This is a genomic window from Pseudomonas sp. CLCA07, from assembly GCF_053615335.1.
The window spans coordinates 759313-782591 of sequence record NZ_CM132131.1 but is presented as its reverse complement, the minus strand read 5'-3'; the positions used below and the strand labels follow the sequence as shown (position 1 = coordinate 782591).

Genomic DNA, 23279 nt, shown 5'->3' with positions numbered 1-23279 from the left:
GGCTCCGGACAGGACGTTCGGTTCCACTGGTCATTGAGGACGCCATGTATAGAATGAGTTCAGGTTATGCCAGCATGCTGGCGAATACGTTTTTGGCCCAAGGACTGGACCTTGCCGGTCTGTGCCAAGAGGCGGGACTGGATGTCGAGTTCGTGAATAAACCAGGAGCATTCTGCGAGCGAAGCGTTATCTATCGTCTTTGGGACCTGGCTGCTCAGGCTTCGGATGATCTGAATATCGGTTTGAAAGCCTACGGGGAGTTCCATCCCAGTAGTTTTCAGATCGTGGGCTACACGATGATGTCCAGTTCGAACCTGAAAAGGGCGCTTGAACGTCTGGTTCGTTTCAGCCCGTTGATCGGTACCGGATTCAGCCTTTTCCTTGTCCAGGAGCAGCAGCATTACCGATTGGCCAGTCTCGATCATCAGCAACATGACTCTGTCAAACCCCGGCAATACACGGATGCAGCCTTGGCTTCGCTGCTGGGTTTCTGCCGTTGGCTGGCAGGTGGCAAGTCACCGCAACCGTTGAGTGTGGAGTTCACTTATCCCGAACCTGAAGACACGTCGGAGCATCAGCGACTTTTTGGTTGTCCGCTGAGTTTCGGGGCGGCATATGACAGCATCTTGTTCGATGGCCAGGAGCTTCTGAGTCCGTTGAGTATGGCCAACGAGGCATTGGCCACACTCCATGACAGTTTTGCCATGGCTCAATTGGACCTGTTGTCCGGTTACTCCATTGTTGGCAGGATTCGCGCGCTGGTTACCGAGCGCTTGAGCCAGGGACAAGGCCAAGGGCAATGTGATATGGAATCGATTGCGGCAGCACTGAACATCAGCAAGCGAACGCTTCAACGAGGACTTGAGAAGGACGGCACGCAATTCAAGGATGTCCTGAACGATGTGCGCCGGCAGATGGCCGACTTCTATTTGCGCCATTCTCATTTCAACCTGAAGCATGTGACTCACCTGCTCGGCTTTCATGATCACAGCAGCTTCCATAAGGCATGCACCCGTTGGTTCGGTATGACCCCAGGTCAATATCGAGCCCACGAGTTGTTGCTTGTGCACAAGGAAGTCGCGCCGGTCCGAACCATGAACCTCGTCGGTCTGCGCAGAGATCATAAGATCGCAGGTTTCGCCAACGACTACGCCGAACGGATGCACCGCTAATCCCTTGTGAAGGGTCATTGAGGCTTGGGGCCTGTTGTCCCTTTGCTCGCTTTGCGCTTCGGGGCTTTAACTACGATGGCGGGAGCGGGCAGTGGTGTGATCTGCGGCGACAGCGTTACTGCAAGCGGAGATGGCTCCAAAGGGGTCTCCTGCGGGATGACAACTGTTTCACTGGGTGGTTGGGTCAGGCTGAAGCCCGGCAGGGGGACTTCGAGCAACGCGTGCAGTTCACGCCAGAATTCGCCTTCAGCTCCAACGGTCGCTAGCAGTTCAGGCATCAATTGCCCAACGGCTGTCAGTACCTGGTGGCGTTCCTTTGCCTCTGGTAGCAACAAGGGCAGGCTGTGCAAGCTTTCTTGTGGGTAGGCAAAAACCAGCAGGTTCTGCAATCGGATGGCTTCGCGCAGCGCCGTGGGCTCATTGCTGTAGTCCTGGACCAGCAGATGCACCTGCTGGATCAATTTTTCGATGCTTTCCTTGCCCGCCTTGTCGCTGTCGCGGCCCAGCAAAAACAGAATCCGCACCAACGCTTCCAGGGGGCCACCATGGGGCAGCGAATCCTGCAGGCGTTCGATCAGGGCCTGGTCCTGCTGGTCGGCATGTGCCTGGAGATTTCGCGCAGGCTTGTTGCTGGTGAGGGTGCTCAGTGCGCCGTAAATACCGTAAAAACATATTTCTTGAGTGGCGTCACGCGCATCGCGGTACGCATTCAGGGTGTCTTGCATCTGGTTGGAGAACAGCTCCTGCCAGGCCAGCAACGGGTTGTCTTTGCGTGCGGGACGACGATCACTGCTGACTTTTGATTTGGTCCCGGCTAACCACCACAGCGCCGGATTCAGGCTACTCCATAGCAATTGCTGCTGGTGGAAGGGGTGCGTCCTGCGCATCAATTCGGCAATGGGCTCGTTGACTATCTGACGCAGCCACGGACGTATCAATTCGTCGTAAAACGCGCTGTTGATTTCAGAGGCGCGCTCTACCAGAGAGAATTCGCGATCGTCATCACGGGCCGGTTCGATGTCATCATGGATATCGGCAATTAGCCTTGATTCGAAACGCACTCGATATTGCACGTCACTGCTGCCTGAAGGGGTCGGCAGATCGTCAATCAGCATTTCATACAACCCCGCCGGCAGCGCATTGATGGCTTCGACCGCGCCGAGCAACCCTCGGTGTTCGCGCCGCGCCACCTGGCCGGAGACAAAAATACCTAAATGGCCGATGCTGGCGTGCCGAAGGTAGACGATGGTACGTCCTGCCTCATGCAAAGCGAGATCGCTGGGATAGACATCGGCGATCCAGTTCAATGCTTGCTGGGGAGGGGTGATGTTGTCTCCGTAGGAACAGAACACCACCACCGGTACTTCGATCCGTTTCAGGTCAATACCGCTGCTCTTGCGGTCGAGACCGCCGGACAATTGGTTGCCGATGAAAAGATCATCGACAATCATCTCGATCTCTTCGCCATTGAGCAGGGTCGGGCTACCCCACCAGCGTTCGAAGTCGAGGAAGCGCGCAGCCTCGCTGTCGACCTGGCTGAACAACTGGTAGTACTTGCCCCAATAGGTGTTGGCCGGGTCCAGGTTTTCGAAGTTGCTGACCAGCCAGGTACCGTCAAAACGGCCATTGCCCAAGTCGCTGCCAAGGTGAGCCATCCAGCCGCCACCGAGCAGGCCACCGGTATAGCGCATCGGATTGCGTCCATTGACACCGGCCCAGTATGACAGGGGGGCGCCATTGATAATGATCAATCCCGGCAGTTCCGGTCGTGTTGCCGCCAGTCCCATCAAGGCCCAGCCGGCTTGGCAGTTACCGATGATGATCGGCTTGCTGTTGGCCGGGTGAAGGGCGCTGACGGCTTCGATGAACCGGGCCTGGGCTTCGACGATATCGGCCAGGGTTTGCCCAGGCTGTGGCGAGTGACTGAAAGAGATGAAATAGGTGGGGTGGCCGGCTCTGAGGCTTTCACCTAATACCGAATCCTGTTTGAAGCCGCCGATTCCCGAGCCATGGCCGCCGCGTGGATCAATGATGACCACCGGCTGGCTGTTGCTGTCGATTTTTTGCTCTGGTCCGGGGAGGATTCGCAGCAGTGAAAAGTTGACCGGGCGTGGAAGATCAGAGCCTGCGATCAAGGTTTCATGATCGAACTTGAGCAGCAGCGGATACCCGGCGCGCTCATGGGCCAGCATATTGTCGCCGCGCTGGCGCAGGGTGTCCCAGAACAGTAGGCAGCGTTGGCCGAAGTCGATGACATATTCCTGCCATTCAGCGGGTGTAGGTTGTCTGAGTTGACCTCGTTTCAGAGGCGCGAGGGTTTTTTTCTGGCGCTGGCGCAAAGCATCAAGGAGGTTCAGCGTGTTGAGGCGTTGCAGGTGACTCAGGTGTTCCCATAGGCCGCGTTGTGAGGAAGGCTTTTCATGTTGCGATGCAATAATGTCTTCCTGGCCCATGGTGATCTCCTGATGATATGCATGAGAAGCAGGTGCCTGCAGCTCATTAACAAACAGAGCTTTGGCTGTCCGTTCGATGTCAGGAGTCTATAGCGAATATTGGCAGGAGGGGAAAGTCTTTTGTGCGCTGCACAAAAAATCATTGCCAAAATGATTTGTGCACTGCAATATCAAGTCTAGCGCGATGATCGGCAGGATCGCTATCGCGTCCTCAGGCCCATGTCGGCCTTCCAGTATCAGGAGATTCAAGCATGTCTTTTTTCAACTCGGAAAAATTGCAAGACGCTCAGAAAGCCAATCTCGACCTCCTGCAGCAAATCAGCGGCAAAATCTTCTCCAGTGTTGAACAGCTGAGCCAGTTGCAGTTCAAGACCCTGCAAGCCTCCACCGAGGAGCAGTTCGACGGCTTTCGCAAGCTGCTTGCGGTACGTGATCCACAAGGATTCGCAGAGCTGCAGGCTTCTTTCACCCAGCCAAATGTGCAAGCCGAACGCCTGGCTGAGTTCAATCGCCAAGTGCAAGCGTTGATTGTCGGCACTCACTCGGAAATCGCCAAACTGACCTCGCGTCAGATCGAGGCGGGCACCCAGCAGGTGCAAGAGTTCGTTGAAGTGATCAGCAAGAATGCACCGGCTGGCTCCGAGCCTGTTGTGGCCGCGTTCAAGTCGTCGCTGGCGAATGCCGGTACCGTTTTTGAAAGCGCACAGAAAGCCGTAAAACAGGCTGCTGACGTTGCCCAGAGCGGTTTTGACGCAGCGACCGCCGAAGCCGGCAAAACCGCTCCTGGTGCCAAGGCTACAAGCGGTAACAAGTAAGTCACATTAGAGCAGTTACGCTGATGGCGATGGGTTTACTCCCCATCGCCATTTTTTTTCGGCCCGTCACCGGCACCTGGCTTGCCTGGAGGCATGCCGCCGAACAGGCCGAAGAGGTTCTGAGTGTTCAGGTAGAGGGCTTTTGACTGGTCGACATACTGGCGCATCAAATCCTGCATGACAGGTGCCTGCTGGTGCATGAACTCGCTCCAGGTTTCGGAGGACTGAGCGCCGGTCTGGGACTGGATGTCGATGACCGTCTGGATGCTTTTATCCAGGTAGCTGCCGAGGACGCTCTGGTAGGGACCGTAGAACTGGATAATCCCCATCAGCATCTCACTGGAGAATATCGGCTCACCGCCACTTTCGGCTTCCAGAATGACCTGCAGCAAAATACTTCGGGTCAGATCCTCGCCAGTCTTGGCGTCGACCACCTCGAACGGGATTCTATCGACGACCAATTGGCGTATATCCGCAAGGGTCAAATGACTGCTGGTGTGCGTGTCATACAGACGGCGATTCGGGTACTTCTTGATCAGACGGGTGGTGTTCCGACTGTTATCTGTCATGCGGGGCTACTCACAGCGAGCCTGATTTGCAGGCATCTTATCCTACTCTGACCACTGCCACTCCAATGCGTCGCCTCACGCGGCACGCGCTGGGTGGTCAGCGTAAGAACTTTCGGATGCTTTGTGCGCAGTGCCGGGTCGGCAGCTTCGCCAAGGCCGCTTGATGCATGAGCGATATCAACTGCGGGGCAAAGAGTGTCGCCAAGCTGGAGGTTTGCTTCAGAATGCGGCTGTTCAGCGCAGCACCGCGAAAATTCCTCTAGCAATGGCACGACATCACGACATAAAACATTTTACACACGGCGCCCATGCTGGCCTTTAACGTTCCCGTGACATGGCTGGCTATGGCTGGCTGATTCCATTCTTAATGAAAAGAATTCCAATCGAAGTGAAAACTCATGAAAAAACCCTTTGTGCACAGGAGGGCCCATGCGCGCCCTTGCCAAGGGCTGCTGCACATTTCGATCATTAAGTTGTCAGTTTCGGTCATTGAGTGACAACGACGCGACTCTTAGTCTGTGCCACATGACTGACAGGGGCCAAAGAGCTCCTGCATTTTTTCCGTGAACGCTCGATGTGGAGTTACAAATGGCCGCCGCTCATTACCCGCACCTCTTGGCCCCGCTGGACCTGGGTTTTACCACGCTGCGCAACCGCACCCTGATGGGTTCGATGCACACCGGTCTTGAGGAGAAACCCGGCGGTTTCGAACGCATGGCGGCGTACTTTGCCGAACGTGCGCGCGGCGGGGTTGGCCTGATGGTTACCGGCGGCATTGGCCCTAACGATGAAGGCGGGGTGTATTCCGGGGCGGCCAAGCTGACCACTGAGGAAGAAGCACTCAAGCACCAGATCGTGACTCGTGCCGTGCATGAAGCGGGCGGTAAGATCTGCATGCAGATCCTCCACGCCGGGCGTTATGCCTACAGTCCGAAACAGGTCGCGCCGAGCGCCATCCAGGCGCCGATCAACCCGTTCAAGCCTAAAGAGCTGGACGAGGAAGGCATCGAGAAGCAAATCAGCGATTTCGTGACTTGTTCGACCCTGGCGCAACAAGCCGAGTATGACGGCGTCGAGATTATGGGCTCCGAAGGTTATTTCATTAACCAGTTCCTCGCGGCCCACACCAACCACCGCACCGACCGTTGGGGTGGCAGCTACGAAAACCGTATGCGCCTGCCGGTGGAAATCGTCCGTCGCGTGCGAGATGCGGTGGGGCCGAACTTCATTATTATCTTCCGCCTGTCGATGCTCGACCTCGTGGAAGGTGGCAGCACCTGGGAAGAAATCGTCACCCTGGCCAAGGCCATCGAGCAGGCCGGCGCGACCATCATTAACACCGGTATCGGCTGGCACGAAGCGCGGATTCCGACCATCGCCACCAAAGTACCCCGTGCGGCGTTCAGCAAAGTCACCGCCAAACTGCGTGGCTCGGTGAGCATTCCGCTGATCACCACCAACCGCATCAACACCCCGGAAGTGGCCGAACAAATTCTGGCTGAAGGTGACGCCGACATGGTGTCGATGGCGCGGCCGTTCCTCGCCGATCCGGACTTCGTCAACAAGGCCGCTGAAGGGCGTGCCGATGAAATCAACACCTGCATCGGCTGCAACCAAGCGTGCCTGGATCACACCTTCGGCGGCAAGTTGACCAGTTGCCTGGTCAACCCGCGCGCTTGCCATGAAACCGAGCTCAACTACTTGCCGGTGCAGCAGATCAAGAAAATCGCCGTGGTCGGTGCCGGTCCTGCGGGGCTTTCCGCTGCGACGGTGGCCGCCGAGCGTGGGCATCAAGTGACGCTGTTTGATTCGGCCAGCGAAATCGGCGGTCAGTTCAACGTTGCCAAGCGCGTGCCGGGCAAGGAAGAGTTCTTTGAAACCCTGCGCTATTTCAACCGCAAATTGCAGACCACCAACGTTGAGGTGTGCCTGAACACCCGCGTTGACGTGGCGCAACTGGTCGAGGGCGGTTACGACGAGATCATCCTCGCCACCGGCATCGCGCCAAGAACCCCGGCGATTCCCGGCGTGGAAAACGCCAAGGTGTTGAGCTACCTGGACGTGATCCTTGAGCGCAAACCGGTGGGCAAGCGCGTCGCGGTGATCGGCGCTGGCGGTATCGGTTTCGACGTGTCGGAATTCCTGGTGCACCAGGGCGTGGCCACCAGTCAGGACCGCGAAGCGTTCTGGAAGGAGTGGGGCATCGATACTCACCTTGAAGCGCGCGGTGGCGTGGCGGGCATCAAGGCTGTGCCGCATGCACCGGCCCGTGACGTGTTCCTGCTGCAACGCAAAAAATCCAAGGTCGGCGACGGTCTGGGTAAAACCACTGGCTGGATTCACCGTACCGGGCTGAAGAACAAGCAAGTGCAGATGCTTAACAGCGTCGAGTACCTGAAGATTGACGACGAAGGCCTGCACATTCGTATCGGCGAAACCGGCGAGCCGCAAGTGCTGCCAGTGGACAACATCGTGATCTGCGCCGGGCAGGATCCGCTGCGCGAATTGCAGGACGGGTTGGTGGCGGCGGGGCAGAACGTGCATTTGATTGGCGGCGCGGACGTGGCGGCGGAGCTGGATGCCAAGCGCGCGATCAACCAAGGGTCGCGGTTGGCTGCTGAGTTGTAATCAACCCCTGTGGCGAGGGGGCTTGTCGGAACGCCGCATCGCCCCGTTGGGCAGCGCAGCGGCCCCAAAAACATCCAGAGCGGTGTTTCAGAAGTATTGTGTTGAATGATTTACGGCTGCTTCGCAACCGAACGGGGGCAAGCCCCCTCACCACAAGTTGACTGCTAAGATGCCAGCTCTTTACCCAGAGCCGGCATCGATGCTTCTCCCTCCCAACGACTGGCTACCCCAAGCCCCCCTCGAACCCCTCAAGCTCGACTGGCTCACCGCCGCCGGTATCGAAGTCGCCACCCTGCGCCTCGACCAGATCGACCCGCTGATCAGCGGCAACAAGTGGTTCAAGCTCATCGAACACCTCCACGCCGCTGACCTCGCCGGTGCCAACGGCATCATCAGCCTGGGCGGTGCGCACTCCAATCATCTGCACGCATTGGCTGCTGCCGGCAAACGTTTCGGTTTCCGCACCGTCGGCCTTTTGCGCGGTCACCCTCAAGAAACCCCGACGGTGAAGGACTTGCAGGCATTCGGCATGCAATTGCACTGGTTGGGTTACGGCGGCTACCGGGCGCGGAATGAGCCAGGTTTCTGGCAACCCTGGCAGGCGCAATACCCCGATCTGCATCCGGTACCCGAAGGGGGCGGCGGCCTACGAGGTGCGCGCGGCTGCATACCGTTGAAGGCAATGGTTGACGATCAACTGAGTCATTTGGATTGGAGCGACTACGACGGCTGGTGGCTGGCCTGCGGAACCGGCACCACCCTGGCCGGCCTGGTGCTGGCCGAGGCTGGCGAACGCAAGGTGTACGGTGCGATGGCGGTGCCCGACGATCACGGTGTTGCGCAACACGTCGAATCGATTCTGCAAGAAGCGGGTGTAGCGCTGCGCAACTACGAACTGCTGGACGCCAGCCGTGGTGGCTTTGCCAAAGTCGATCAGCCGTTACTCGACTTGATCGATCAAACCGAACACGTCAGCGGTATGCCACTGGAGCCGTTGTACACCGGGAAAGCGCTGCTGATGCTCAAGCAGCAAATCGAGGCTGTAAATTTCAAAAAGGGTACACGCTTGATCTTCATCCACACTGGCGGCTTGCAGGGCCGCCGGGGATTTCAATAACTACGCCACCGTGGCGCAAAGACGCCTCGGCTTGGGCGAGTCCATCCAATTACAGGACCGCGTTCAACCGTGCTCATTTGCTTTTAGGCATCATCCGCAGCAAGGTGTTATCCCCCACCACATAGTGGTGATAGATCCCGGCCACGGCGTGCAGGCCGATCAGCCAGTAGCCGATGGTGCCACCGAGCACGTGCCAGCCCTGGAGCTGTTTGGCGAAGTCCTTGTCTTCCGCCACCAGCATCGGGAGGTCAAAGCCGTAAAACATCACTTGATTACCCTTGGCGCTGGTCACCAGCCACCCGAGAATCGGCATTGCGATCATAAAAATGTACAACGCCCAGTGCATCAACTTCGCGAGTGTGGTTTGCCAGTGAGGCGAGGCGGGGAAGATCTGCGGTGCGGGCCCCAGGCTGCGGGCGAATAACCTGAACCAGACCAACACGAACACGGTCAGGCCCAGCATGAAGTGCGATTCGACGATCAGCGTTCGGCTGCCACTGCCTTTGGGAAAGAGCCCGCGAAACTCGATAGAGGCGTACACCAGCGCCAGCAAGACCAGCATCAACCAATGCAGCGTGATCGATACGGTGCTGTAGCGTGATTCCGAATTCTTCCAGGGCATACGGTGTTCCTCACAGGTCTGGTCTAAAGCCACCGTTCTTGTCCGACGGTGTTCCATTACTGTAATCCGATTTGGTGGATTTGCCTGTGGCTATTTAAGTGTTCAAGGCTCTGGATCAAGTGATTGGCAATAAAAAAGCGCCCGTTCCTTTGGGGGACGGGCGCTTTTTATGCGCAGAGAATCGCGATCAACTGCTTTGCGGCATCTCACCATTGGCCAGGCGCTTGTTGATGTCGGCAATCACTTCCGGCAAGTCGGTGATGGTGTCGATCATGTAGTGCGGGCGTGAGCTTTCGAACATCGCATGGATGCGCTTGCGTTCGCTGTCCAGTCTATCGCTGCCGAGGGCGCGATAGCCTTCGTAGTCCAGGCCCAGCGCGTTGCCCGAGCAGATCAGCGCCACGGTCCACATGCCGGCACGACGACCTTCAAGAATGCCCGGTACGGTGTCGTCGATCTTCACGCAGGCGGCGACATCGTCAATGCCCAGCGCAATCACATTCGCTAAAGCCTGAGCAGGCCACGGACGACCGTTGGGGACTTCATCGGTGGCGACGACGTGGTCGGCAACGTAACCATTGGTGGCGGCCAGCTCGACCACTTTATCCATGACCTGTTTCGGGTAACCGGAGCACGAGCCGATCTTGATCCCTTGTTGGCGCAGGTTGGCGATGGTCTCCAGTGCGCCCGGAATCAGGGCCGAGTGTTCGGCGATTTTTTCGATTTGCAGCGGCATGAAGCGTTTGTAGATGGCGGTGACATCGTCGTCGGTCGGTGCGCGGCCGAACACGGCGCGATAACGCTCGGCGACTTGCGGCTGATCGCACAGGGTGCGGATGTGGTCCCACTTGCCCATGCCCATCGGCCCGCGGGCTTCTTCGATGGAGACCTGAACGTCGAACTCGGCGAAGGCTTCGACAAAAATCTGAGTGGGCGCGAAGGAACCGAAGTCAACGACGGTGCCGGCCCAGTCGAGGATGGCGGCTTGCAGTTTGGTTGGGTTTGCGTAGTTCATGTCTCAAATCCTGTCTGTTGGAATGATGAGCAAATCTGTGTAGCAGCTGTCGAGCCTGCGAGGCTGCGTTCGGCTGCGAAGCGGTCGTGAATTCGGGCGCTGCGGTCTTTCAGGTAAACCCTGTGTAAAGGGTTTACGACTGCTTCGCAGCCGAACGCAGCCTCGCAGGCTCGGCAGCTGCTACAGATTGTTGCGAGTCAGATTTCGAGGACTTCCATCTCGCGCAGTACTTCGGCAACCGCCGCCACGGCCGCGTGCATCTCGGCCTGATTGACGTGGCCGATGCAGCCGACACGAAAGGTTTCAACCTGAGTCAATTTGCCGGGGTAGAGAATGAAACCCTTGGCCTTGACCCGTTCGTAGAATTCCTTGAACTGGTAACGCGGATCTTTCGGTGCGTGGAACGTGACGATGATCGGCGCCTGAATCGCGGCGGGCAGGAAGCTGCGAAGACCGAGCTTGGCCATGTCATCGAGCAGCACTTTGCAGTTGTCGGCGTAGCGTTGATGCCGCGCCGGCAAGCCACCTTCTTCGTTGTATTGCAGCAAGGCTTCGTGCAGCGCCGCGACCACATGGGTCGGCGGAGTGAAGCGCCATTGGCCGGTCTTGGCCATGTAGGTGTGCTGGTCGAACAGGTCCATCGCCAGCGAGTGCGAGTTGCCGGCGGCGTTGGCCAGGGATTCTTTTCGAGCGAAGACGAAACCCATGCCTGGTACGCCTTCCAGGCATTTGCCGGATGCGGCGATCAGGGCGTCGAACGGCACCTGTTGCGCATCCACCGGCAGCGCGCCGAAAGAACTCATGGCGTCGATGATCAGGCGTTTGCCGTGTTGCGCAATGACATGGGCAATTTCCGGCAGCGGGTTGAGGATGCCTGTGCTGGTTTCGCAGTGAATCAGTGCGACATGCGTGATGCCGGGGTCGGCGTGCAGCAGGCGGTCGACGTCGGCAGCGGTGGTCGGTTCGTCTTCAGCGGTCTCGAAAGTGCTGAAGGAGCGGTCCAGGACTTCGCAGATTTTCGCCAGGCGTTTGCCGTAGGCGCCGTTGATCAACACCAGCACTTTGCCGTCGCGGGGCACCAGCGTGCCGATCGCTGCCTCGACCGCGAAGGTGCCGCTGCCTTGCAGGGGCACGCAGTGGTGGCTGGCGCCGCCGTTGAGGATGGCCAGCAATTGCTCGCACAGGCTGGCGGTCAGTTGATTGAAGCGGTCATCCCATGAACCCCAGTCGACCATCATCGCCTGACGGGTGCGGCTCGAAGTGGTCAGTGGGCCGGGGGTGAGCAGGATGGGTTCGGCAGTACTCATTCTCGTGTCCTCGCATTTGATGGGATGAAGCTACGGGACATAAATTGCAATTTGCCGTGCTATCAATCAAATTGTTTGTTGTTATGCCAACCATCAGTGAGAGTTATTCATGAACCTGTTCCAGCTTCGAGCCTTTGACGCCGTGGCCCGCGAAGGCAGCTTCACCCGAGCTGCGACGCGGTTGTTCATCAGCCAGCCGGCGGTGACCGGGCACATCAAGGCCTTGGAGGAGCATTACCAAATCACCTTGTTGCGCCGTACCGCACGGCGAGTGGAGCTGACGGAAGAAGGCACCAAACTGGCCGCGATCACCCGGGCCATGTTCGGCCTGGCGGAAGAGGCGCAGGTGATGCTTGAAGCGAACCGGCAGTTGCTGACCGGGCGCCTGGAAGTGGCGGCAGACGGACCGCACATGGTCATGCCGATGTTGGCCAGCTTGCGGGCACGTTATCCGGGCATCACCGTGAACCTGCGGCTGGGCAATGCCCAGGAAACCCTGGCGGCGTTGTTGTCCGAGCATGCTGACGTGGCGGTACTGACCGAGGTTGAACCGCGCAAAGGCCTGCATTTGCAGGCGCTGAGTGAATCGCGGATTTGTGCGTTGGTGCCTGAAAGCCATCCTTGGGCCAAGGCGAACAGCGTGAAGCTCAAGGAACTGGATCAGGTGATCATGGTGTTGCGTGAACCGAGTTCGATCACCCGACGCACGTTCGATGAAGCCTGCGCGGCGGCGGTGGTCAATCCACGGGTGTTGCTGGAGCTGGACAGTCGGGAAGCGGTGACCGAGGCAGTGGCGGCGGAATTGGGGGTGGGCGTGGTGTCGTCGGTAGAAGTCAGCCATGACCCACGGGTGGCGGCGGTGCCGATTGTGGGGGAAGGACTGGTGAACCGACACATGATCGGGTGCATGGAGCGGCGGCGGGATTTGCGCTTGATACGGGCGTTTTTTGATTTGGCGCCAGTCGGCTAGACCGAGGTGCAGCCTTCGCGAGCAGGCTCGCTCCCACAGGGTTATGTGAACACCGCAGATCCAATGTGGGAGCGAGCCTGCTCGCGATGGGGCCAGACCTGCCTACACAAGACTCTCGCGAACCATCTCCAGAAACGTCGCCACCACCCGCCGCGAGCTCTGCTCGCGCAAGCACACCAGTGTCTCGGTCAATCGCCGTGTGCAATCGGTAATCGGCAACGCACACACCCGCGAGTCAGCACCAAACTCCGCCGCCGACACCACCCCAACGCCAATCCCGACCACCACCGCCTCCCGCGCCGCTTCCCGTCCTTCCACCTGGATCGCCGGGCGAATGCGAAACCCCGCCCGGGCCATTTCCTCTTCCAGTGTCTGGCGCGTCACCGAACCGATTTCCCGCAGCACCAACGGCGTGTCATCCAGGTCCGCGAGACAGATCGACTCGCGATCCGCCCACGGATGATGGCGTGAAACAAACGCCACCATCGGGTCATTGCGCAGTGGCAATGAGATCAGCCGTTCATCGCTGACATCCCGCCCCAGCAAAGCGAGGTCAGCCTGATAGTTGAACAGGCGAAACAGCGACTCATCGGTGTTGCCGGTTTCAATCTTCACACTGATGCCCGGATAGCGTTCGCAGAACCGCGCGATCTGCGGAAGCACGTGCACCGGTGCATCCACCGCGAGGATCAGGCTGCCGGTCTGCAGCGCCTGGGAGTCCTGCAACAGCTCCTGCGCTTCGGCCTCAATCACGAACAGTCGCTGCGTGATGGCGAGCAAGCGCTCGCCTAGATCCGTCAGGCGCACCGAGCGTTTGTTGCGGTGGAACAGCAACACACCGAAGCGCTCTTCGAGTTTGCGTACCTGGTCGGAAATGGCCGGTTGCGTGAGGAACAACCGCTCGGCGGCTTTGGTAAAGCTTCCGTGGACGGCCACGGCGTGGAAGGCTTTGAGTTGGGCGTGGGAAACCGACATCGAAACCTCCAGTAACAAGTTGAGCTTATTTTTGAAATACGATAAATCGATTTCACTTATTAATCAGTAATTGTTTTTATCCACCTCAGCCCCGGTGACTGGTCAGTCGAACAGCATCGGTGGCCATGAGCCTGTGCGCGCAACAGCAGGACTCATCTGACCGGTATCGCCACAGGGAAACAGCGATATCGCAGTGCTCAACAATAAAAACACAGGCGTTTCTACCCATTCTGCCGGCACACTCACACCCTGAGGTCAGAACCACAATGAACAATCCCATCGGCACCATCAAGCGTTGGCGCGTGCAGATCTTTGCGATCACCTGGCTCGCCTACGCCGCTTTCTACTTCACCCGCAAAGCGTTTTCCGTGGCAAAACTGGGGATCGCCGAAGACCCCACCTTCATGCTCGACAAAATGGCCATGGCCAACCTCGACGCGATCTACCTTGCGGCGTACGCCTTTGGGCAGTTCACCTGGGGCATGCTCGCCGACCGCTTTGGCCCGCGGGTCGTGGTGCTCGGCGGGTTACTGATTTCGGCGGCGGCAGCACTGGTGATGGGCACTTACGCGACACTGCCGATCTTCGCGACCTGCATGTTGATTCAAGGTTTGGCGCAGTCCACTGGCTGGTCCGGGCTGTGTAAGAACCTCGGCAGTTTCTTCCCCGCGCAACAGCGCGGCAGAGTGCTGGGGTTATGGAGTTCCTGCTATGCCTTTGGTGGGCTGGTGGCATCGCCGTTTGCGGGCTGGTGGGCGTATACGCTGATCGGCACCTGGCATGCGGCGTTCATTTCCAGTGCGGCGGTGGTTGGGCTGGTCGCCGTGCTGTTTTTTATTTTTCAACGCAACAAGCCGCAAGACGTGGGTCTACCGGCGGTAGACCTCGAACCCGAGTTGACGGCTGAAGAGGCTGACGCCCAAAGCAAGATCAGCATTCTGGAGCCCTTGAAGGAAATCCTGCGCAACCGGACGGTGCTGGTGCTGGGCCTGGCGTACTTTCTGCTGAAACCGGCGCGCTACGCGATTTTGCTCTGGGGCCCGGTGATCGTCTTCGAGCAAATGCCGTCGGTGGGCAAGGTTGGCGCGGCGATCATCCCGACCGCGTTTGAACTGGCCGGGCTGCTCGGACCCATTCTGCTCGGTCTGGCCTCGGACAAGGTGTTCGGTGCCCGACGCATGCCGGCCTGCGTCCTCAGTCTGTTGGCGCTGACGGTGACCCTGGCCTTGTTCATGGGCGCCTTGCACACCGGCAGCGTCTTGTTGGTGGTCGTGCTGTTGTTTGTCATGGGCCTGACGCTGTACGGACCGGACTCGATGATCAGCGGTGCGGCAGCGATTGATTTCGGCACCGCCAAGGCGGGCGCGACGGCGGCGGGTTTCGTTAATGGTTGCGGTTCGGTCGGGGCGATTCTCGGCGGATTGCTGCCGGGTTACTTCGACTCGGTCACCGTGTTCATTGTCTTCGCCGGCTGCGCCTTGTTCTCGGCCCTGGTGTTGATCCCCCACTGGAACAGCCGCCCGGCTGGCCTGCGTACCAACTATCCATTCGTGCCCAATCGGGCGATGGCCATCAAACCCCTGCGTACCTGAATCCTGTCCCTCGCAGCCTGCTGCACTGGCGGCGGGCTAGCGTGTGGGCTTCTGACTGGAGATTTTCCCCATGAGACCCTTTTGGCTGGACCAGGCCTTAAAGGCTGAGACGTCTGACACCTGCCCGGCGCTGGACGGCGACACCCGCGCGGATGTGTGCATCGTCGGTGGCGGCTACACCGGTTTGTGGACCGCGATCATGCTCAAGGAGCAGAACCCCGAACTCGATGTGGTGCTGATCGAGGCCGACATCTGCGGTGCCGGCGCCAGTGGCCGCAACGGCGGTTGCGCGTTGTCGTGGTCGGCCAAGTATTTCACCCTGGAGCGGCTGTTCGGCGTCGAGGACGCGGTGCGCCTGGTCAAGGAATCCGAGCGCAGCATTTACGCGATTGGCACCTTCTGCGAACAGTACGGCGTGGATGCCGATTACCGTCTCGATGGCACGCTCTACACCGCGACCAATCGCGCCCAGTGTGGCTCGACCGATGCAGTGATTGCCGCGCTGGAGCGCAACGGCATCAACTCGTTCACCCAGCGTCCGGTCGCCGACGTGCAACGCATGGCCGGTTCCAGCAAGCATTTGGAGGGCTGGTTTTCCCCGGCGGCAGCCAGTGTGCAGCCGGGCAAACTGGTGCGCGGCTTGCGGCGGGTGGCGTTGCAGCTGGGCGTGAGAGTTTACGAGAACACCGCGATGACCGGGTTGGAGGAGGGCAAGCCGGCGGGGATTCAAACCCCCAACGGCACGGTTCGCGCGGATCGGGTGGTACTGGCGATGAACGCCTGGATGGCCCGGGCGTTCCCGCAGTTCGAGCGCAGCGTGGCGATTGTCTCCAGCGACATGCTGATCACCGAACCACGCCCTGATCTGCTTAACGAAATCGGCCTGACCAGCGGCGTCACCGTGCTCGATTCACGGATTTTCGTGCACTACTACCACAACACCCCGGACGGCCGGATCATGCTCGGCAAGGGCGGTAACACCTTCGCCTATGGCGGACGGATGTTGCCGGTGTTCGATCAGCCGTCGCCGTACGCCGGGTTGTTGAAAGACAGCCTGAGCGAGTTCTTTCCAGCGTTCGCCGACGCCAAGGTCGAGGCGACCTGGAACGGCCCGTCGGATCGCTCGGTCACCGGTCTGCCGTTCTTTGGCCAGATGAGCGCCAGCGGGAATGTGTTCTACGGGTTCGGCTATTCCGGCAGCGGCGTTGGCCCGTGCCACATGGGTGGGCAGATTCTGGCTTCGATGGTCTTGGGGCTGGACAACGCCTGGACCCGTTCGCCGTTGGTGAACGGCCCCTTGGGGTTTTTTCCGCCGGAGCCGATTCGTTACCTCGGCTCCTTGATGGTGCGCAACGCTATCCGCCGCAAGGAGCGCGCCGAAGATCACGGGCGCCGGCCGCGGCACCTGGACGTGCGTCTGGCCAAATTTGCCGCAGCGGCCGGCAAGGCTGACAAGGGCTAGCGATTGATCAGCCAATCGAGCAACAAACGCCCATCACGGCGTGATGGGTAAGCGGCTGGAGGCTTTGGCGGGCTGCCTGCGGCGGCACACAACACCGGGCGGTCCGGGTCGCTGTCGAGAAAGCTGATGAGCACCTCGGTGCCGGCGATAGGCAGCCTGGAGTGATCAATCCGACCGTCCGCCGTGGCGAGGGCCACGGGAAGCCATAGGCCGGTGGATTTATCCGCGTCATCTTCCAGTGTTGGCCACAGCCGCACGTGTATTCGATTGTGTTCATCCAGCGCTGCCGGTTGCCCGACCGCGCCCAGCACTAACGCTGTCTGATAGCCCGGAATGTTCGGCCGGGGCTGTGTCAGTGCGGGCCTGAATTCCGTTGACCATGGAATGGCGGTGAATCGGTTGCTGTAGCGCCGAGGTCGTTGGTCGATGAGGATTGAAGGCTGTTGCCCCTCGTGTTGAACATCGGTGATCAGCCACTGATCGTTGAAATCCGAAAGTGGATGCTCCGCCACTTGTACGATGCTTCCACTGCGCAAGTCAGCTTGATTGCTTCGACCTTCAATCTGCCGATGATGGCAGCGCAACCGCTCCAGTCCCCGACGACTGAGCTGCTCGCGGTGTGCCTGCTCGGGGATGGGGCGTGTGGTCGAAACGGATGATTTGGCGAAGGTGTGGTTGGCTGCGCCGTCACCAGTGGCTTGAGGGCAGCGATTGTGGGCGATTCGGCGTTCAGGTCGGGCGAGCGCGTCATGACGTTGGAACAGCTCATGGATGACTGGCAACAAAGTCTCGTGACTGGTATCGGCCTGAAAGGGCAGCAACAGCGGCTCCCCGGGGAATTTCTGAGTGTCATCGGCCAGCACCATCACATGCCCGTCTTGCCGATGTTCGAAGTGAAAGTGGATGCCTTCTTCCTCGCAGAGTCGCTGCATCAGCGTCAGGTCGGTCTCTTCGTATTGAATGCAAAACGGCCGGGGCGGGTAGTGCACGGAGGCCAGTTCCAGGCGATAGCTGGCCTCAGGCAGCGCATGTTCCTGGAACAATTGACGCAGGATTGCCGGCACGCTGAGGCGATGAAACACCCGACGGCAACGGTGACGATCGAGGTTTTGAACGTAAGGCACCAGTACCAGGTTGTAGCCGATGCGATGCAAGCCGCGATGTTCACGGCTGGCGCTATGAACAATGCCGTGAATGCCGGTGTAATCGCCCATGCTCAGATAAGCCGGTTGTTGCAGCAGGGGGGCGAGGTTCATCGCCGGCACCAGGCCAATCACTTCAATGTCGAATCGATAGGGCTGGTTCAGGCCTTCAGCGCCACTGAACTGCAATACCTGCAGGCTCAATCCGCTGTCGAGGAGGGTCAGGGTGTAGAGACTTTCCTTGTCGTTGTGCATCGAACGCGCTTCTGCCATGGAGTACGGACGCGAAGGGTACGAAACCACGCCCCTCAATAGTCACCGCAAATCGGCGTTTCAGAATCGCCCTACGAGTACTGGCGAAAATGTCGATCCGTGAGGCCGGTGAGTCAGTCCGCATTTTTTGGTCGATTGCCAACTTTAGGCCGTATAAACTTGCGCAACGCGTCGGCCAATAGATGTCTCGGCGCCACAGATCAAGAGAGTGAGTAATGGGCGCACAGTGGAAGGTTAAACACAAAGAAGCGGCATCCAACGCCAAGGGCAAGATTTTCGGCAAACTGGTGAAAGAAATCACCATTGCTGCGCGCAACGGCGCCGATACCGCCACCAACGCACACCTGCGACTTGTGGTTGAACAGGCCAAGAAAGCCTCGATGCCCAAGGAAACCCTCGATCGTGCGATCAAGAAAGGCGCGGGCCTGTTGGGCGAAACCGTGCAATACCATCGCGTGACTTACGAAGGCTTCGCACCGCACCAAGTGCCGCTGATCGTTGAATGCGTGACCGACAACATCAACCGCACCGTGGCTGAAATCCGCGTGGCGTTCCGTAAGGGCCAATTGGGCGCTTCGGGTTCGGTGTCGTGGGACTTCAACCATGTCGGCATGATCGAGGCGTCCCCGGACAGCCCGGACGCCGATCCGGAAATGGCCGCCATTGAAGCCGGCGCCCAGGATTTCGAGCCAGGTGAAGAAGAGGGCACAACCCTGTTCCTGACCGAGCCAGCGGACCTGGATGCGGTGCAAAAAGCACTGCCAGAGCAAGGTTTCACCGTGTTGGCGGCGAAACTGGGTTATCAGCCGAAGAACCCGGTCAGCGGTTTGAGCGATGAACAAATGGCTGAAGTCGAAGCGTTCCTGGAAGGCCTCGACAACCATGATGATGTGCAGGATATGTTTGTGGGTCTGGCGGGTTAAGCATTCCAGCTGGGACGAATTTGTCGTCTGACAGACCGCCTTCGCTGGCAAGTCGAATCGTCGCACCGCAGCTCCTACAGTTGAATGTAGGAGCTGCGGTGCGACGATTCGACTTGCCAGCGAATGGCCGCGCAGCGGTCACCGATCTTGCAGCTCCCGCACAATCTCGCTAAACCCCGGTCGCTTCAATACCTCTGGCTGACAGCAACGCTCCTGCAACACTTCCAGCTCCTCGCGCGCAACATCGCTCAGCCCCGAGTCGATACGTTCCAGCAATTCCCCCAGCAACACACCAAATGCCCGCACCTCGATCCGTTGCAGCGCTCGGCTTTCAGGGCTGTCGCAGGTTGCGTGGAAAGACGCCGCGCCAAAATCCCCCAGCAGGCAATCACCGTGCTCGTTCCACAGAATATTGTGGCCATAGAGGTCGCCGTGGGTAATGCCTTGGCGGTGCAAGTGTTTGGCCACCGAGGCGACGCCATGGGCAATGCGCAATGCCACGCCCGCGCTGAAACGGGTGTCATCGGTGTAGATGTCGCGGGTGCAGGAGGCCAGGCTCGGCAGCGCGGCCAGGTTGCGATAACTCGGATCGATCAATTGCATGACTAGCCCGGCTTGCTGGTCGGGATGATCGACGATTCGGCCTTCGACCCGGATCAGGTTAGGGTGAAGACCGGCGGTGATGCAGGCGTTCATTTCGTGCAGGGGTGAACCGTCGCTGGTCATTTCGCCCTTGTAGAGCTTGACCGCGACCGGCATGGCCGGTTGCCCCGGTTGTTGCCATGTGGCCCGATGAATCACCCCCGAAGCGCCTTCGCCCAGTTGCTGCTCCAGACGCAATTGATCCCAGGGAATCTGGGCCGTGGCTTCCAGTGCAGCCGCATCGGCTTCGGTTTCCAGCGGGTTACCGGCATACGCCAGCCAAGTCAGGCTGGGCAAGGCCAGCAGCCATTCGGGCAGTTCACTGAGCTGATTGGCGGCGATGCGAATCAGTTCGAGCCGATGGCACTGACTCAGGCTGCGGGGCAGGCGCTGCAAGCGGTTGCCGGCGAGCATGAGTTTTTGCAGGTACGGTCGGTCGCCCAGTTCGGTTGGCAGTTCGGTGATGCGGTTGTCGGTCAGGATCAACCAGCGCAGCAACGGCGGCAGCGCGGCAGCAGGGACGGTTTCGATGGCATTGGCCTTGAAACCGATCATCGTCAACGCGGCGCATTGGCCCAGGCACGCAGGCAGTTCGGTGAACAGGTTGTCCGAACAGAACAGCACCCGTAAGCGGGTCAGGCGATGGAGGTCATCCGGCAGGCTGCGCAAGGCGTTGCCGCTGAGGTTGAGCACTTCCAGCGAGTCTGCCAGGTCGAAGATTTCCCGGGGGAATTCTGTCAGGCCGCAAGCCAGGTCCAGGCGGGTGATGCCAGTCAATTGGCCGGCGCGCAGTTGGGCGAGGGTATCCATGAGCGAGTTCGCTTTTGATCAAGGGAAGGCGCAGGGGCCTGGAAATGGGCGACATGATAGCGGTAAAGCAGACTCGCCTGTCAGGTGGGTACGCGTACCTCCAGCAACTGCCCCAAACGGCTGCGCGTACGCGCCAGATCGATGGCATCGCCACCCAGGCTTTCACGCAACGACTGTTGGCCGAGCAGTGTCAGGTGCTTGTCCTGATCGTATAAAACGTCGATCAAATTGATAAAACGCTGCTGCGCGGCGATCGAACAGTCGGCCAGGTTGGGCAGTTCGTCAATGATCCAGTGATCGAAGCGCCGGCACAGCTCCAGATAATCCATGACCGCCGTGGGGTGATCGCACAGATCGCCAAAGGTGAAGCCAATGGTCCTTGCTTCACAGTGCCGCGCTTGAAAATGCCGGGTGCCGACCGGCAGTTGCAACGGCAGGGCGTCGCGTTCGGGCAGGTTCAACGCCTGGCGTTGCGTCACGCTACCCGGCCAGACATAGCGCCCTTGAGTAAACACCTGCTGCGCATGCGTTCTCACCTGACTGCGGTAGTCATGCGGGCCGCCGACCTCCATCACGTGCATGCGGGCATGGATCAACTCGATGACCGGTTTGAAACGCGCGTGGTAGAGCGGGTTGGGTAACAACCCTTCCGGCGGATAGTTGGACGTCACCATCAGCAGAATGCCGCGACGGAACAGCGCCTTGAACAACCGCGTGATGAGCATCGCATCGCCGATGTCATGGACGTGAAACTCGTCGAAACACAACACCTGGCAATCGCTCAGCAGTTCATCGAGGGTGACTGCCAGCGCATCGGGTTGATCGCGATGGGTGAACATGCCCTGATGCAACCGGGCAAAGAACTCGTGGAAGTGCAGCCGCTGTTTTTTCTCGATCGGGATCGCCTGGAAGAAGCCGTCGAGCAACCAGCTCTTGCCGCGTCCAACCGCGCCATGCAGGTAAAGACCGGGGAGCGTTTTCGCCGACTCGCCGAGCAGTGCGGTGGCGTGCTGCGCCATGCAGTCGATCACTCGCTGCTGGCTGTGGCTGAGGGTGTAGCCCTGGGCATGGGCCTTTTGACGGAAGTAATCGTGGACGACTTTGCCCGCCGAGATGCCGCTGGCCGGCGCCGCAAGCGCTTTGCGCAAAAGGCTGCGCAAGGAAGGCAAGCGTGATGTCAGTCGCGAACGGTTGGGCGGTCGAGCGGCCATGGTCATAACATCCAGAAATCGTCAGGCCGGCTCCCCCGAGCAGCAGCGGCGGCGTAGTGTAACCAGATGGGTAGTTTTCCTTCTAGTCGTGTCGACGGACAAAGCAGGTTTGATCGGGCTGCCGGCCTTCGCAGGTGTTTGGGCAAGGCTGAACACAATCGCCAAGACACAACAGATCCCCTGTGGGAGCTGGCTTGCTCGCGAAGGCGATGTGTCAGACACATCAAACCGACTGATACACCGCTTTCGCGAGCAAGCCCGCTCCCACAAGGGGTTGTGGGTGATCAAAACTGTGCGGTTTGCTTGAGCATCTGCGCCGCCGGCGTGTCGCTCGGGCTGACCATCGCATAGTTGTAGCCGCTGCCGGACCAGTACTCGGCCTGCAACTCGCCATCGCTGCGACTTCCCCGTGGCAGCAAGTTGTTTTTCGGTCCCGGTGGGCGCACGTAGAAGCTGATCTTGTGCCCGCCCTGATCTTCATAAACCACCATCGCCGCCGGCCCTTGTTCGGTGCTGAGTAAACGGCCGCTGACCGGTTTGAAGCCCGCGCCCGACAGGTCCGGCAGGCGATTGGCGCGGGTGAAATAACGGTCGAGCCACCCTTGCATGTCGCCGTCGGCGCTGACTTTGTAGTCGGCCGGCAGGATGCCTTGCTGGGCGATCAGGCGATAAGCCTGTATGGCATCGGTCATCGGCGGCGGGGCGCCGGGCAGGGTCATCTCGCGCGCTTGCCAGCCGCTCAACCCACCGACACTGACGGCGATCAACAGCACGGCAGCGCTGGCCAGATGACGACGGGATTGGTGTTTAAGGCGCTGGCGAATCAGCGCCGGGTCAAGCTCCTGATTGAGGGGTTGTTGCAGGGCTCCGCTCAGGGCTGCCCGCAATTGTTGGGCGTCGTGCTGCCAGGCGCGCACTTGCGCGGCCATTTGCGGGTTGCTGGCCAGATAGGTCTCGACCAGACGTCGGTCGGCGTCGTCGAGTTGGTGATCGACGTAACCGTGCAGGTCACGCTCGCTTGGGGGCATGCTGATCATTTGAGTATCCGCAAAGAAGGGCTGGTGATTTCGCCGTCGCTGAGCTGGCGCAAGGCCTGGCGGGCGCGGGACAGGCGGGACATCACGGTGCCGGTAGGGACGTCGAGAATCTCGGCGACCTCTTTATAACTCAAACCTTCCACCGACACCCAGAGCAGCAGCGCGCGCTGTTCGGTGGTGAGTTGATCGAAGGCGTGCAGCGTCGATTGGGCAATCACCGTGCGTTCGACCGACGGCTGTGCGTCGTCGCGCCCGGTAAAGAATTCGAGCATTCGCGCATAACGCCGGGTGCGGCGATGGGCATCCAGAAACTGCCGATACAGAATCGAAAACAACCAGGCGCGCAAGTCACCCCCTGGGCGTTTGTCACCCCAACTCGACAGCGCTCGCTCCAGGCTCGACTGCACCAGATCGTCGGCGCTGCTGGGATTGCGCGTCAGTGAAACGGCGAAACGCCGCAACCTGGGAATGATTTCTCTGAGTTGTTCGTCGATATCGTTCATGTGTTTCTGACTAGTCACTACGCTTTGGACTAGGAAGACGC

General features: G+C 59.5%; 19 protein-coding genes. 8 read left to right on the top strand and 11 right to left on the bottom strand.

All coding sequences use genetic code 11. The features are described from left to right. The first annotated feature begins 44 nt into the window (after window positions 1-44). The gene (locus ACWGZX_RS03605; RefSeq protein ID WP_452628960.1) at window positions 45-1172 is read left to right on the top strand and encodes an AraC family transcriptional regulator; all 1128 of its coding nucleotides are present in this window, start codon (window positions 45-47) and stop codon (window positions 1170-1172) included. Between the two features lie 14 nt (window positions 1173-1186). Here the strand turns inward: ACWGZX_RS03605 and ACWGZX_RS03600 are convergent, their stop codons facing one another. After that, the gene (locus ACWGZX_RS03600) at window positions 1187-3625 is read right to left on the bottom strand and encodes a DUF3141 domain-containing protein (RefSeq protein ID WP_452627324.1); all 2439 of its coding nucleotides are present in this window, start codon (window positions 3623-3625) and stop codon (window positions 1187-1189) included. 251 nt (window positions 3626-3876) lie between these two features. Here ACWGZX_RS03600 and phaP point away from each other — a divergent pair, with 251 nt between their 5' ends. Beyond that, a complete protein-coding gene (phaP, locus tag ACWGZX_RS03595; RefSeq protein WP_452627323.1) occupies window positions 3877-4440 on the top strand; it encodes a TIGR01841 family phasin in 564 nt (187 codons plus the stop codon). Between the two features lie 35 nt (window positions 4441-4475). Here phaP and phaR read toward each other — a convergent pair whose 3' ends face one another. Beyond that, on the bottom strand, window positions 4476-5009 hold the full coding sequence (gene phaR / locus ACWGZX_RS03590; protein ID WP_452627322.1) for a polyhydroxyalkanoate synthesis repressor PhaR: 534 nt from the start codon (window positions 5007-5009) through the stop codon (window positions 4476-4478). A 588-nt stretch (window positions 5010-5597) separates the two neighbouring features. On the opposite strand from phaR, the gene ACWGZX_RS03585 reads away from it, so the two are divergent. After that, window positions 5598-7637 (top strand): oxidoreductase, encoded by a 2040-nt coding sequence (locus ACWGZX_RS03585; protein ID WP_452627321.1) that lies wholly within the window; start codon window positions 5598-5600, stop codon window positions 7635-7637. Between the two features lie 199 nt (window positions 7638-7836). After that, window positions 7837-8754 carry a 1-aminocyclopropane-1-carboxylate deaminase/D-cysteine desulfhydrase gene (locus tag ACWGZX_RS03580; protein WP_452627320.1) on the top strand — a complete coding sequence of 306 codons (918 nt, stop codon included), beginning with the start codon at window positions 7837-7839 and terminating at the stop codon, window positions 8752-8754. A 73-nt stretch (window positions 8755-8827) separates the two neighbouring features. Here ACWGZX_RS03580 and ACWGZX_RS03575 read toward each other — a convergent pair whose 3' ends face one another. The 3 genes from ACWGZX_RS03575 to ACWGZX_RS03565 form a co-directional block, all read right to left on the bottom strand. Then, window positions 8828-9376: a cytochrome b gene (locus tag ACWGZX_RS03575; RefSeq protein WP_452627319.1), complete on the bottom strand. Its 549-nt coding sequence runs from the start codon at window positions 9374-9376 to the stop codon at window positions 8828-8830. Window positions 9377-9563: 187 nt separating this feature from the next. Beyond that, on the bottom strand, window positions 9564-10391 hold the full coding sequence (gene phnX / locus ACWGZX_RS03570) for a phosphonoacetaldehyde hydrolase (protein WP_452627318.1): 828 nt from the start codon (window positions 10389-10391) through the stop codon (window positions 9564-9566). A 197-nt stretch (window positions 10392-10588) separates the two neighbouring features. Next, on the bottom strand, window positions 10589-11698 hold the full coding sequence (locus ACWGZX_RS03565) for a 2-aminoethylphosphonate--pyruvate transaminase (RefSeq protein WP_452627317.1): 1110 nt from the start codon (window positions 11696-11698) through the stop codon (window positions 10589-10591). Between the two features lie 109 nt (window positions 11699-11807). Between ACWGZX_RS03565 and ACWGZX_RS03560 the strand changes: the two genes are divergently transcribed. Continuing rightward, entirely contained in the window at window positions 11808-12668 is an 861-nt protein-coding gene (locus ACWGZX_RS03560) for a LysR substrate-binding domain-containing protein (protein WP_452627316.1), read from the top strand. 102 nt (window positions 12669-12770) lie between these two features. Here ACWGZX_RS03560 and ACWGZX_RS03555 read toward each other — a convergent pair whose 3' ends face one another. Continuing rightward, on the bottom strand, window positions 12771-13643 hold the full coding sequence (locus tag ACWGZX_RS03555) for a LysR family transcriptional regulator (RefSeq protein ID WP_123432317.1): 873 nt from the start codon (window positions 13641-13643) through the stop codon (window positions 12771-12773). Window positions 13644-13909: 266 nt separating this feature from the next. On the opposite strand from ACWGZX_RS03555, the gene ACWGZX_RS03550 reads away from it, so the two are divergent. Continuing rightward, window positions 13910-15235, top strand: coding sequence for an MFS transporter (locus ACWGZX_RS03550; RefSeq protein ID WP_452627315.1), 1326 nt, complete (start codon window positions 13910-13912; stop codon window positions 15233-15235). Window positions 15236-15305: 70 nt separating this feature from the next. Continuing rightward, window positions 15306-16697: an FAD-dependent oxidoreductase gene (locus ACWGZX_RS03545; RefSeq protein WP_452627314.1), complete on the top strand. Its 1392-nt coding sequence runs from the start codon at window positions 15306-15308 to the stop codon at window positions 16695-16697. On the opposite strand, the gene ACWGZX_RS03540 is transcribed toward ACWGZX_RS03545, so the two are convergent. Next, on the bottom strand, window positions 16694-18094 hold the full coding sequence (locus tag ACWGZX_RS03540) for a type VI secretion system Vgr family protein (protein WP_452627313.1): 1401 nt from the start codon (window positions 18092-18094) through the stop codon (window positions 16694-16696). The genes ACWGZX_RS03545 and ACWGZX_RS03540 overlap by 4 nt on opposite strands. A gap of 233 nt (window positions 18095-18327) precedes the next feature. Between ACWGZX_RS03540 and ACWGZX_RS03535 the strand changes: the two genes are divergently transcribed. Next, entirely contained in the window at window positions 18328-19035 is a 708-nt protein-coding gene (locus ACWGZX_RS03535; RefSeq protein WP_223517210.1) for a YebC/PmpR family DNA-binding transcriptional regulator, read from the top strand. A gap of 138 nt (window positions 19036-19173) precedes the next feature. Here ACWGZX_RS03535 and ACWGZX_RS03530 read toward each other — a convergent pair whose 3' ends face one another. The 4 genes from ACWGZX_RS03530 to ACWGZX_RS03515 form a co-directional block, all read right to left on the bottom strand. Beyond that, window positions 19174-20487 (bottom strand): leucine-rich repeat-containing protein kinase family protein, encoded by a 1314-nt coding sequence (locus ACWGZX_RS03530; protein WP_452627312.1) that lies wholly within the window; start codon window positions 20485-20487, stop codon window positions 19174-19176. An 80-nt stretch (window positions 20488-20567) separates the two neighbouring features. Further along, on the bottom strand, window positions 20568-21698 hold the full coding sequence (zapE, locus tag ACWGZX_RS03525) for a cell division protein ZapE (RefSeq protein ID WP_452627311.1): 1131 nt from the start codon (window positions 21696-21698) through the stop codon (window positions 20568-20570). A gap of 284 nt (window positions 21699-21982) precedes the next feature. Continuing rightward, window positions 21983-22735, bottom strand: a complete 753-nt coding sequence (locus ACWGZX_RS03520; protein ID WP_452627310.1) for an anti-sigma factor family protein — start codon at window positions 22733-22735, stop codon at window positions 21983-21985. After that, window positions 22732-23238 (bottom strand): sigma-70 family RNA polymerase sigma factor, encoded by a 507-nt coding sequence (locus tag ACWGZX_RS03515; RefSeq protein ID WP_223517188.1) that lies wholly within the window; start codon window positions 23236-23238, stop codon window positions 22732-22734. Before ACWGZX_RS03515 ends, ACWGZX_RS03520 begins: the two co-directional genes overlap by 4 nt. Window positions 23239-23279 lie beyond the last annotated feature (41 nt).

Coding starts and splice junctions, on each gene's coding strand:
- ACWGZX_RS03605 (WP_452628960.1), top strand. CDS start 45: ATGTATAGAATGAGTTCAGGTTATGCCAGCATGCTGGCGAATACGTTT.
- ACWGZX_RS03600 (WP_452627324.1), bottom strand. CDS start 3,625: ATGGGCCAGGAAGACATTATTGCATCGCAACATGAAAAGCCTTCCTCA.
- phaP (WP_452627323.1), top strand. CDS start 3,877: ATGTCTTTTTTCAACTCGGAAAAATTGCAAGACGCTCAGAAAGCCAAT.
- phaR (WP_452627322.1), bottom strand. CDS start 5,009: ATGACAGATAACAGTCGGAACACCACCCGTCTGATCAAGAAGTACCCG.
- ACWGZX_RS03585 (WP_452627321.1), top strand. CDS start 5,598: ATGGCCGCCGCTCATTACCCGCACCTCTTGGCCCCGCTGGACCTGGGT.
- ACWGZX_RS03580 (WP_452627320.1), top strand. CDS start 7,837: ATGCTTCTCCCTCCCAACGACTGGCTACCCCAAGCCCCCCTCGAACCC.
- ACWGZX_RS03575 (WP_452627319.1), bottom strand. CDS start 9,376: ATGCCCTGGAAGAATTCGGAATCACGCTACAGCACCGTATCGATCACG.
- phnX (WP_452627318.1), bottom strand. CDS start 10,391: ATGAACTACGCAAACCCAACCAAACTGCAAGCCGCCATCCTCGACTGG.
- ACWGZX_RS03565 (WP_452627317.1), bottom strand. CDS start 11,698: ATGAGTACTGCCGAACCCATCCTGCTCACCCCCGGCCCACTGACCACT.
- ACWGZX_RS03560 (WP_452627316.1), top strand. CDS start 11,808: ATGAACCTGTTCCAGCTTCGAGCCTTTGACGCCGTGGCCCGCGAAGGC.
- ACWGZX_RS03555 (WP_123432317.1), bottom strand. CDS start 13,643: ATGTCGGTTTCCCACGCCCAACTCAAAGCCTTCCACGCCGTGGCCGTC.
- ACWGZX_RS03550 (WP_452627315.1), top strand. CDS start 13,910: ATGAACAATCCCATCGGCACCATCAAGCGTTGGCGCGTGCAGATCTTT.
- ACWGZX_RS03545 (WP_452627314.1), top strand. CDS start 15,306: ATGAGACCCTTTTGGCTGGACCAGGCCTTAAAGGCTGAGACGTCTGAC.
- ACWGZX_RS03540 (WP_452627313.1), bottom strand. CDS start 18,094: ATGCACAACGACAAGGAAAGTCTCTACACCCTGACCCTCCTCGACAGC.
- ACWGZX_RS03535 (WP_223517210.1), top strand. CDS start 18,328: ATGGGCGCACAGTGGAAGGTTAAACACAAAGAAGCGGCATCCAACGCC.
- ACWGZX_RS03530 (WP_452627312.1), bottom strand. CDS start 20,487: ATGGATACCCTCGCCCAACTGCGCGCCGGCCAATTGACTGGCATCACC.
- zapE (WP_452627311.1), bottom strand. CDS start 21,698: ATGGCCGCTCGACCGCCCAACCGTTCGCGACTGACATCACGCTTGCCT.
- ACWGZX_RS03520 (WP_452627310.1), bottom strand. CDS start 22,735: ATGATCAGCATGCCCCCAAGCGAGCGTGACCTGCACGGTTACGTCGAT.
- ACWGZX_RS03515 (WP_223517188.1), bottom strand. CDS start 23,238: ATGAACGATATCGACGAACAACTCAGAGAAATCATTCCCAGGTTGCGG.